General features: G+C 41.4%; 4 tRNA genes and 6 rRNA genes (1 of these 10 running past the window's edge). All 10 read right to left on the reverse strand.

Going from position 1 to position 11,324, the window contains the following annotated elements:
* Positions 1-134: 134 nt before the first annotated feature.
* Positions 135-208 (reverse strand) — tRNA-Ala (locus A0O34_RS05765).
* Positions 209-290: 82 nt separating this feature from the next.
* Positions 291-364 (reverse strand) — tRNA-Ile (locus A0O34_RS05770).
* A 234-nt stretch (positions 365-598) separates the two neighbouring features.
* Positions 599-2,115: ribosomal RNA gene (locus tag A0O34_RS05775) — 16S ribosomal RNA — on the reverse strand.
* Between the two features lie 1,792 nt (positions 2,116-3,907).
* Positions 3,908-4,015: ribosomal RNA gene (gene rrf / locus A0O34_RS05780) — 5S ribosomal RNA — on the reverse strand.
* 206 nt (positions 4,016-4,221) lie between these two features.
* Positions 4,222-6,986, reverse strand: a 23S ribosomal RNA gene (locus A0O34_RS05785).
* A 162-nt stretch (positions 6,987-7,148) separates the two neighbouring features.
* A tRNA-Ala gene (locus A0O34_RS05790) sits at positions 7,149-7,222 on the reverse strand.
* Positions 7,223-7,304: 82 nt separating this feature from the next.
* A tRNA-Ile gene (locus tag A0O34_RS05795) sits at positions 7,305-7,378 on the reverse strand.
* 234 nt (positions 7,379-7,612) lie between these two features.
* Positions 7,613-9,128: ribosomal RNA gene (locus tag A0O34_RS05800) — 16S ribosomal RNA — on the reverse strand.
* 1,792 nt (positions 9,129-10,920) lie between these two features.
* Positions 10,921-11,028, reverse strand: a 5S ribosomal RNA gene (rrf, locus tag A0O34_RS05805).
* 206 nt (positions 11,029-11,234) lie between these two features.
* Positions 11,235-11,324, reverse strand: a 23S ribosomal RNA gene (locus A0O34_RS05810) (it continues 2,675 nt past the right edge of the window).
* The 16S, 23S and 5S rRNA genes sit together here with 4 tRNA genes alongside, the layout of an rRNA operon.

Raw genomic sequence — 11,324 nt, forward strand, 5'->3', positions numbered from 1 at the left:
CAAGTGCTCGGTTTTCTCTTTGTGATATTTTTACCGTTAATGTCAATGATCTTTAAATTCTTTCTGCTCGTCTGATAAATGAATATTTGTTTTGGCTCTATCCATCTTACTTTTAAATCAAACTCACAAAACTGTGGAGAATAAGGGAGTCGAACCCTTGACCTCCTGCGTGCAAGGCAGGCGCTCTAGCCAGCTGAGCTAATTCCCCCTCTAGGTGCTGTAGGCTATAGGCTACAAGCTCTAGGCAAAATGCCTACTGCTTAAAGCTTATTGCTTACCGCTTTAATTAGTAGTCTCGGGCAGGCTCGAACTGCCGACCTCTACATTATCAGTGTAGCGCTCTAACCAGCTGAGCTACGAGACTTCATTAATTTTAGTTGTCGGTTGTCGGTTTTTAGTTGTTAGTTTGAAAACTAACCTCTAATATCTAACCTCTAACTTCTTTTACTAAAATCTCTCCTCCCTGATACTAATTTCTAGTGGGTTTTGTATTTTTTTAATATAAATCAACCGAGTAAAAAACTAAAACGTTCTTTAAGTAAGTACAATTTGTACATTTAAGTACTTTGTATTTTGTTTAACGTCTAAAGACGCTCTAAAATGAGATGTTCCAGCCGCACCTTCCGGTACGGCTACCTTGTTACGACTTAGCCCTAGTTACCTGTTTTACCCTAGGCAGCTCCTGTTACGGTCACCGACTTCAGGTACCCCAGACTTCCATGGCTTGACGGGCGGTGTGTACAAGGCCCGGGAACGTATTCACCGCGCCATGGCTGATGCGCGATTACTAGCGATTCCAGCTTCATAGAGTCGAGTTGCAGACTCCAATCCGAACTGAGACCGGCTTTCGAGATTTGCATCACATCGCTGTGTAGCTGCCCTCTGTACCGGCCATTGTATTACGTGTGTGGCCCAAGGCGTAAGGGCCGTGATGATTTGACGTCATCCCCACCTTCCTCTCTACTTGCGTAGGCAGTCTCACTAGAGTCCTCAACTTAATGCTAGCAACTAGTGACAGGGGTTGCGCTCGTTGCAGGACTTAACCTAACACCTCACGGCACGAGCTGACGACAACCATGCAGCACCTTGAAAATTGTCCGAAGAAAAGTCTATTTCTAAACCTGTCAATTCCCATTTAAGCCTTGGTAAGGTTCCTCGCGTATCATCGAATTAAACCACATAATCCACCGCTTGTGCGGGCCCCCGTCAATTCCTTTGAGTTTCATTCTTGCGAACGTACTCCCCAGGTGGCTAACTTATCACTTTCGCTTAGTCTCTGAACCCTAAAGCCCAAAAACGAGTTAGCATCGTTTACGGCGTGGACTACCAGGGTATCTAATCCTGTTCGCTCCCCACGCTTTCGTCCATCAGCGTCAGTTAAGACATGGTAACCTGCCTTCGCAATTGGTGTTCTAAGTAATATCTATGCATTTCACCGCTACACTACTTATTCCAGCTACCTCTACCTTACTCAAGGCTCGCAGTATCAATGGCAGTTTCATAGTTAAGCTATGAGATTTCACCACTGACTTACGAGCCCGCCTACGGACCCTTTAAACCCAATAAATCCGGATAACGCTTGCACCCTCCGTATTACCGCGGCTGCTGGCACGGAGTTAGCCGGTGCTTATTCATACTGTACCTTCAGCTACTTACACGTAAGTAGGTTTATCCCAGTATAAAAGAAGTTTACAACCCATAGGGCCGTCGTCCTTCACGCGGGATGGCTGGATCAGGCGCTAACCCATTGTCCAATATTCCTCACTGCTGCCTCCCGTAGGAGTCTGGTCCGTGTCTCAGTACCAGTGTGGGGGATCACCCTCTCAGGCCCCCTAAAGATCACTGACTTGGTGAGCCGTTACCTCACCAACTATCTAATCTTGCGCGTGCCCATCTCTATCCACCGGAGTTTTCAATATTTAATGATGCCATCAAATATGTTATGGGGTATTAATCTTCCTTTCGAAAGGCTATCCCCCAGATAAAGGCAGGTTGCACACGTGTTCCGCACCCGTACGCCGCTCTCAAGATCCCGAAAGATCTCTACCGCTCGGCTTGCATGTGTTAGGCCTCCCGCTAGCGTTCATCCTGAGCCAGGATCAAACTCTCCATTGTATGTTTGTCTGACTCACTCAAAGTTATTAACGTTCTAGTCTTTTCCTTACTTGGTTGTTATATCTATTTTTCAATGATCTTCTTGTATCTTCCGCTTTTTACTATACCTAATTTTCTGTCGTTTTCAGTATAGATTTGCGTGTGCAAAAGTAATTATTTATTTCTAATTGACCAAAATATTTTTGACTTAATTTAAAGTTTTTTAACTAACCCTAAATCTCCTCTTTCATATCCCAATCTTCTACTCCTCTGCTCCCGTTTTACCGGACTGCAAAGATACAAATCTTTTTAAAACTCACAACTTTTATTTACTAAAAATCTAAAGTTTATTTTTTGTTTTGTCCGTAGTCTTTATACTCTATTACCTCCTTCTGCGCTACCAATTAACTCGCGTTTTTCAGTGCCGCAAAAGTAGCACCTTTTTACCCATCATTCCAAATACATTTAATATAAAATTTACTTTTAGTTCATATTTAAAGGTAAGTTATTGAGAACGTGGAAGAATAATTTTAAAGGCTGAGAGTCAGTGTGTGGGAGAGTCAGAGGGTTTGAGGATAGTAAGAGCAAGGGGATGAAAAGTTTTAGTGTGTAAAACCGAAGGATTATGCAGCCGTTTTTAGTGAAAAAAGATGGAGACTGATTATTTTTGAGAGTATAAAGTTCAAAGAAAATTAGAGAATCGGATGATTTGGATGGAAGCAGACGTTTAATACTATAGATTTTTTATCCAGAATGTATATTTCTCCGAATAAATTTATCATGGAAATTTTTTATTTTTCTTTTAAAAGGTAAGGATATCAATTCATAGTTTATTTAAATATTAAACTCAAGAATTAGGAGAAGTTAAAAATATCAATAACAATATAGACTTCAATAGAAATATTTTTCTATCAATGATTTAAGTTTAAATTAATGAAGAGATTACTTCTTAGTATATGTCTAATTAAAATGTTTTGCTAAAAAGTCCTATATCAATAAAAATCTTCAAGGTTTTGAAAACCTTGAAGATTTGGTGGTATGTAGTCATTATAGATACTCATATTATAAAGAGAGTTTTGTCCGTCTAAATATTTTTGTTTTTTTCTGTATAGGTTAGTTTTACTTCAACAGACAAATATAGGCTTACGCATTCACCATGAATAAAACTGTTTTCTAATACTTTGTTTAGATCCTTTCAGGATGACAAACTTTGTGGATATTTTGGAATGTTGAAAGATGGATGTAGGAGCTTAATATAATTGTGAATATTTTTTGAGACTGCTTCACATTAATCATAATTAAAATGTGGCAATTTTTTTATGAATCAATATTATCATGTTTGCATTTAAAATAAAAAAGACTTCAACTGATTAATATTTTTAACGAAAAGCAAAACAAAGAAGATTTGAACAGAAAATTTTATGAGCTCAGCAAAGACGTAAACTTAAGCCCGGAAATACAGGTTTATAAGATCTAAGATTATAAGTAAATGGTTAAGATAATTTTCCCACAGATCACACGGATTTTCACAGATGTTTATGATTATTTTTATCGGGAATATTATCAAATAGTAAATCTAATGATATTTTGAGATTGCTTCGTCACTACGTTTCTCACAATGAACAGGGCAACGCTTCTAGCTTCTATCTTCTATCTTCTATCTTCTATCTTCCAGCAAAAATACTTATTCCCCGTTCCAGATCAATGGTTTCTTATTCCCTATTACTTATCAATGATGATTGATGATTGAGTTGGTTTGTGGTACGGACATAAAAAAACTCCTTCATCAATCGATGAAGGAGTTTTAAATAAAAACTGGCGGCGACCTACTCTCCCGCTTTCGCAGTACCATCGGCGCTGGTGGGCTTAACTTCTGTGTTCGGAATGGGAACAGGTGAGCCCCACCGCTAAAACCACCCTAAAGGCGTTATATTAAGGTTCGAGGGTTTAGGAGTTAGGGAGTAGCTTGACGCTAAATCCTGATACCTGGTTCCTGATACCTATTTTTAATCGATAAAAACAGTCACAAAGACAAAACCTTTCTTGCACTTGCAAGAGTCTTGAGATAGGTTTATAATGTAATATTAATGATTACTCATTTGATGATTATATTTATTCCTGTAAATAGGCAATAAATCTACGGGTAATTAGTACTACTCGGCTATGCTGTTACCAACTTTACACCTGTAGCCTATCAACGTCGTCATCTCCAACGACCCTTAAAAGATGTCTCATCTTGAGGCGAGTTTCGCACTTATATGCTTTCAGTGCTTATCTCTTCCAAACGTAGCTACTCAGCGGTGCTCCTGGCGGAACAACTGATACACCAGAGGTTTGTTCAATTCGGTCCTCTCGTACTAGAATCAAGCCCTCTCAAACATCTAACGCCCGCAATAGATAGAGACCGAACTGTCTCACGACGTTCTGAACCCAGCTCGCGTGCCACTTTAATGGGCGAACAGCCCAACCCTTGGGACCTTCTCCAGCCCCAGGATGTGACGAGCCGACATCGAGGTGCCGAACCTCCCCGTCGATATGAGCTCTTGGGGGAGACTAGCCTGTTATCCCCGGAGTACCTTTTATCCTATGAGCGATGGCCCTTCCATACGGAACCACCGGATCACTATGTCCTGCTTTCGCACCTGATCGACTTGTAGGTCTCACAGTCAAGCACCCTTATGCCATTACACTCTACGCACGGTTACCAAGCGTGCTGAGGGTACCTTTGAAAGCCTCCGTTACTCTTTTGGAGGCGACCACCCCAGTCAAACTACCCACCACGCAATGTCCTTCTAAAAGAAGTTAGGCTCCAAGTAAGTAAAGGGTGGTATTTCAACGTTGACTCCACAAACACTAGCGTGCCTGCTTCAAAGTCTCCCACCTATCCTACACATTACTTACTCAAAGTCAATACGAAGTTATAGTAAAGGTTCACAGGGTCTTTTCGTCCCATTGCGGGTACTCGGCATCTTCACCGAGACTACAATTTCACAGAGCTCATGGTTGAGACAGTGCCCAGATCGTTACACCATTCGTGCAGGTCGGAACTTACCCGACAAGGAATTTCGCTACCTTAGGACCGTTATAGTTACGGCCGCCGTTTACTGGGGCTTCAGTCAAACGCTTCGCATTACTGCTAACGCCCTTCCTTAACCTTCCAGCACCGGGCAGGTGTCAGACCCTATACAGCATCTTTCGATTTAGCAGAGTCCTGTGTTTTTGATAAACAGTCGCCTGGGCCTTTTTACTGCGGCCAGCATTGCTGCTGGCGTCTCTTCTCCCGAAGTTACGAGACTATTTTGCCTAGTTCCTTAACCATGATTCACTCTAGCACCTTAGGATTCTCTCCTCGACTACCTGTGTCGGTTTTGGTACGGGTTGCTTCACTTCGGCTTTTCTTGGAAGCACTTTCCTTACAACAACTTCGCCCGAAGGCTAGGTCTTGACTATTCCGTCAGTCTCCAGTAAGTACGGCACTCCGTCCCCTTTTTAGTGTGAGCAAGTATGGGAATATTAACCCATTGTCCATCCACTACCCCTTTCGGGTTCGCGTTAGGTCCCGACTAACCCTCAGCTGATTAGCATGGCTGAGGAAACCTTAGTCTTTCGGTGAGCGGGTTTCTCGCCCGCTTTATCGTTACTTATGCCTACATTTTCTTTTCTGTCCGCTCCACAATGGCTCACGCCACTGCTTCTGTGCAAACAGAATGCTCCCCTACCAGATATAACCCAATGGTTATAAATCCATAGCTTCGGTACTCTATTTATGCCCGATTATTATCCATGCCGGACCGCTCGACTAGTGAGCTGTTACGCACTCTTTAAATGAATGGCTGCTTCCAAGCCAACATCCTAGCTGTCAATGCAGTCCAACCGCGTTGCTTCAACTTAATAGAGATTTGGGGACCTTAGCTGTTGGTCTGGGTTCTTTCCCTCTCGGACACGGACCTTAGCACCCGCGCCCTCACTGCCGTGGAACATTTATTAGCATTCGGAGTTTGTCAGGAATTGGTAGGATTTGACTCCCCCGCATCCAATCAGTAGCTCTACCTCTAATAAACTTATACACGACGCTGCACCTAAATGCATTTCGGGGAGTACGAGCTATCTCCCAGTTTGATTGGCCTTTCACCCCTACCCACAGGTCATCCGAAGACTTTTCAACGTCAACCGGTTCGGTCCTCCACTTTGTGTTACCAAAGCTTCAACCTGCCCATGGGTAGATCACAAGGTTTCGCGTCTAATACTACTAACTAAGCGCCCTATTCAGACTCGCTTTCGCTCCGGCTCCGGACCTGAAGTCCTTAACCTCGCTAGTAACATTAACTCGTAGGCTCATTATGCAAAAGGCACGCCGTCACCCAACATGTGGGCTCCGACCGCTTGTAGGCGTACGGTTTCAGGTTCTATTTCACCCTTCTATTCGAAGTGCTTTTCACCTTTCCTTCACAGTACTTGTTCACTATCGGTCTTTCAGGAGTATTTAGCCTTGGAGGATGGTCCCCCCATATTCAGACAGGATTTCACGTGTCCCGCCCTACTCATTTATCATCCAAATATACCTTTCAAATACGGGGCTATCACCCTCTATGGCTGTTCTTTCCAGAACATTCTTTTAAATATATAAAGACTTTTGGGCTAATCCGCGTTCGCTCGCCACTACTTACGGAATCTCTTCGATTTCTTTTCCTCCGGGTACTTAGATGTTTCAGTTCTCCGGGTTTGCTCTCCAATAAATTGGAGTGACATGTCTTCAACATGCCGGGTTGCCCCATTCGGACATCTGCGGATCAATTCGTGTGTGCCGATCCCCGCAGCTTTTCGCAGCTTACCGCGTCCTTCTTCGCCTCTGAAAGCCTAGGCATCCGCCATACGCCCTTAACGATTTCTTTCCTATTTTATTAATTACTCAAGCACTCGCAAGTGCTCGGTTTTCTCTTTGTGATATTTTTACCGTTAATGTCAATGATCTTTAAATTCTTTCTGCTCGTCTGATAAATGAATATTTGTTTTGGCTCTATCCATCTTACTTTTAAATCAAACTCACAAAACTGTGGAGAATAAGGGAGTCGAACCCTTGACCTCCTGCGTGCAAGGCAGGCGCTCTAGCCAGCTGAGCTAATTCCCCCTCTAGGTGCTGTAGGCTATAGGCTACAAGCTCTAGGCAAAATGCCTACTGCTTAAAGCTTATTGCTTACCGCTTTAATTAGTAGTCTCGGGCAGGCTCGAACTGCCGACCTCTACATTATCAGTGTAGCGCTCTAACCAGCTGAGCTACGAGACTTCATTAATTTTAGTTGTCGGTTGTCGGTTTTTAGTTGTTAGTTTGAAAACTAACCTCTAATATCTAACCTCTAACTTCTTTTACTAAAATCTCTCCTCCCTGATACTAATTTCTAGTGGGTTTTGTATTTTTTTAATATAAATCAACCGAGTAAAAAACTAAAACGTTCTTTAAGTAAGTACAATTTGTACATTTAAGTACTTTGTATTTTGTTTAACGTCTAAAGACGCTCTAAAATGAGATGTTCCAGCCGCACCTTCCGGTACGGCTACCTTGTTACGACTTAGCCCTAGTTACCTGTTTTACCCTAGGCAGCTCCTGTTACGGTCACCGACTTCAGGTACCCAGACTTCCATGGCTTGACGGGCGGTGTGTACAAGGCCCGGGAACGTATTCACCGCGCCATGGCTGATGCGCGATTACTAGCGATTCCAGCTTCATAGAGTCGAGTTGCAGACTCCAATCCGAACTGAGACCGGCTTTCGAGATTTGCATCACATCGCTGTGTAGCTGCCCTCTGTACCGGCCATTGTATTACGTGTGTGGCCCAAGGCGTAAGGGCCGTGATGATTTGACGTCATCCCCACCTTCCTCTCTACTTGCGTAGGCAGTCTCACTAGAGTCCTCAACTTAATGCTAGCAACTAGTGACAGGGGTTGCGCTCGTTGCAGGACTTAACCTAACACCTCACGGCACGAGCTGACGACAACCATGCAGCACCTTGAAAATTGTCCGAAGAAAAGTCTATTTCTAAACCTGTCAATTCCCATTTAAGCCTTGGTAAGGTTCCTCGCGTATCATCGAATTAAACCACATAATCCACCGCTTGTGCGGGCCCCCGTCAATTCCTTTGAGTTTCATTCTTGCGAACGTACTCCCCAGGTGGCTAACTTATCACTTTCGCTTAGTCTCTGAACCCTAAAGCCCAAAAACGAGTTAGCATCGTTTACGGCGTGGACTACCAGGGTATCTAATCCTGTTCGCTCCCCACGCTTTCGTCCATCAGCGTCAGTTAAGACATGGTAACCTGCCTTCGCAATTGGTGTTCTAAGTAATATCTATGCATTTCACCGCTACACTACTTATTCCAGCTACCTCTACCTTACTCAAGGCTCGCAGTATCAATGGCAGTTTCATAGTTAAGCTATGAGATTTCACCACTGACTTACGAGCCCGCCTACGGACCCTTTAAACCCAATAAATCCGGATAACGCTTGCACCCTCCGTATTACCGCGGCTGCTGGCACGGAGTTAGCCGGTGCTTATTCATACTGTACCTTCAGCTACTTACACGTAAGTAGGTTTATCCCAGTATAAAAGAAGTTTACAACCCATAGGGCCGTCGTCCTTCACGCGGGATGGCTGGATCAGGCGCTAACCCATTGTCCAATATTCCTCACTGCTGCCTCCCGTAGGAGTCTGGTCCGTGTCTCAGTACCAGTGTGGGGGATCACCCTCTCAGGCCCCCTAAAGATCACTGACTTGGTGAGCCGTTACCTCACCAACTATCTAATCTTGCGCGTGCCCATCTCTATCCACCGGAGTTTTCAATATTTAATGATGCCATCAAATATGTTATGGGGTATTAATCTTCCTTTCGAAAGGCTATCCCCCAGATAAAGGCAGGTTGCACACGTGTTCCGCACCCGTACGCCGCTCTCAAGATCCCGAAAGATCTCTACCGCTCGGCTTGCATGTGTTAGGCCTCCCGCTAGCGTTCATCCTGAGCCAGGATCAAACTCTCCATTGTATGTTTGTCTGACTCACTCAAAGTTATTAACGTTCTAGTCTTTTCCTTACTTGGTTGTTATATCTATTTTTCAATGATCTTCTTGTATCTTCCGCTTTTTACTATACCTAATTTTCTGTCGTTTTCAGTATAGATTTGCGTGTGCAAAAGTAATTATTTATTTCTAATTGACCAAAATATTTTTGACTTAATTTAAAGTTTTTTAACTAACCCTAAATCTCCTCTTTCATATCCCAATCTTCTACTCCTCTGCTCCCGTTTTACCGGACTGCAAAGATACAAATCTTTTTAAAACTCACAACTTTTATTTACTAAAAATCTAAAGTTTATTTTTTGTTTTGTCCGTAGTCTTTATACTCTATTACCTCCTTCTGCGCTACCAATTAACTCGCGTTTTTCAGTGCCGCAAAAGTAGCACCTTTTTACCCATCATTCCAAATACATTTAATATAAAATTTACTTTTAGTTCATATTTAAAGGTAAGTTATTGAGAACGTGGAAGAATAATTTTAAAGGCTGAGAGTCAGTGTGTGGGAGAGTCAGAGGGTTTGAGGATAGTAAGAGCAAGGGGATGAAAAGTTTTAGTGTGTAAAACCGAAGGATTATGCAGCCGTTTTTAGTGAAAAAAGATGGAGACTGATTATTTTTGAGAGTATAAAGTTCAAAGAAAATTAGAGAATCGGATGATTTGGATGGAAGCAGACGTTTAATACTATAGATTTTTTATCCAGAATGTATATTTCTCCGAATAAATTTATCATGGAAATTTTTTATTTTTCTTTTAAAAGGTAAGGATATCAATTCATAGTTTATTTAAATATTAAACTCAAGAATTAGGAGAAGTTAAAAATATCAATAACAATATAGACTTCAATAGAAATATTTTTCTATCAATGATTTAAGTTTAAATTAATGAAGAGATTACTTCTTAGTATATGTCTAATTAAAATGTTTTGCTAAAAAGTCCTATATCAATAAAAATCTTCAAGGTTTTGAAAACCTTGAAGATTTGGTGGTATGTAGTCATTATAGATACTCATATTATAAAGAGAGTTTTGTCCGTCTAAATATTTTTGTTTTTTTCTGTATAGGTTAGTTTTACTTCAACAGACAAATATAGGCTTACGCATTCACCATGAATAAAACTGTTTTCTAATACTTTGTTTAGATCCTTTCAGGATGACAAACTTTGTGGATATTTTGGAATGTTGAAAGATGGATGTAGGAGCTTAATATAATTGTGAATATTTTTTGAGACTGCTTCACATTAATCATAATTAAAATGTGGCAATTTTTTTATGAATCAATATTATCATGTTTGCATTTAAAATAAAAAAGACTTCAACTGATTAATATTTTTAACGAAAAGCAAAACAAAGAAGATTTGAACAGAAAATTTTATGAGCTCAGCAAAGACGTAAACTTAAGCCCGGAAATACAGGTTTATAAGATCTAAGATTATAAGTAAATGGTTAAGATAATTTTCCCACAGATCACACGGATTTTCACAGATGTTTATGATTATTTTTATCGGGAATATTATCAAATAGTAAATCTAATGATATTTTGAGATTGCTTCGTCACTACGTTTCTCACAATGAACAGGGCAACGCTTCTAGCTTCTATCTTCTATCTTCTATCTTCTATCTTCCAGCAAAAATACTTATTCCCCGTTCCAGATCAATGGTTTCTTATTCCCTATTACTTATCAATGATGATTGATGATTGAGTTGGTTTGTGGTACGGACATAAAAAAACTCCTTCATCAATCGATGAAGGAGTTTTAAATAAAAACTGGCGGCGACCTACTCTCCCGCTTTCGCAGTACCATCGGCGCTGGTGGGCTTAACTTCTGTGTTCGGAATGGGAACAGGTGAGCCCCACCGCTAAAACCACCCTAAAGGCGTTATATTAAGGTTCGAGGGTTTAGGAGTTAGGGAGTAGCTTGACGCTAAATCCTGATACCTGGTTCCTGATACCTATTTTTAATCGATAAAAACAGTCACAAAGACAAAACCTTTCTTGCACTTGCAAGAGTCTTGAGATAGGTTTATAATGTAATATTAATGATTACTCATTTGATGATTATATTTATTCCTGTAAATAGGCAATAAATCTACGGGTAATTAGTACTACTCGGCTATGCTGTTACCAACTTTACACCTGTAGCCTATCAACGTCGTCATCTCCAACGAC

Origin of the sequence: Chryseobacterium glaciei (genome assembly GCF_001648155.1) — a bacterium.
GTDB classification, from domain to species: Bacteria; Bacteroidota; Bacteroidia; order Flavobacteriales; family Weeksellaceae; genus Chryseobacterium; species Chryseobacterium glaciei.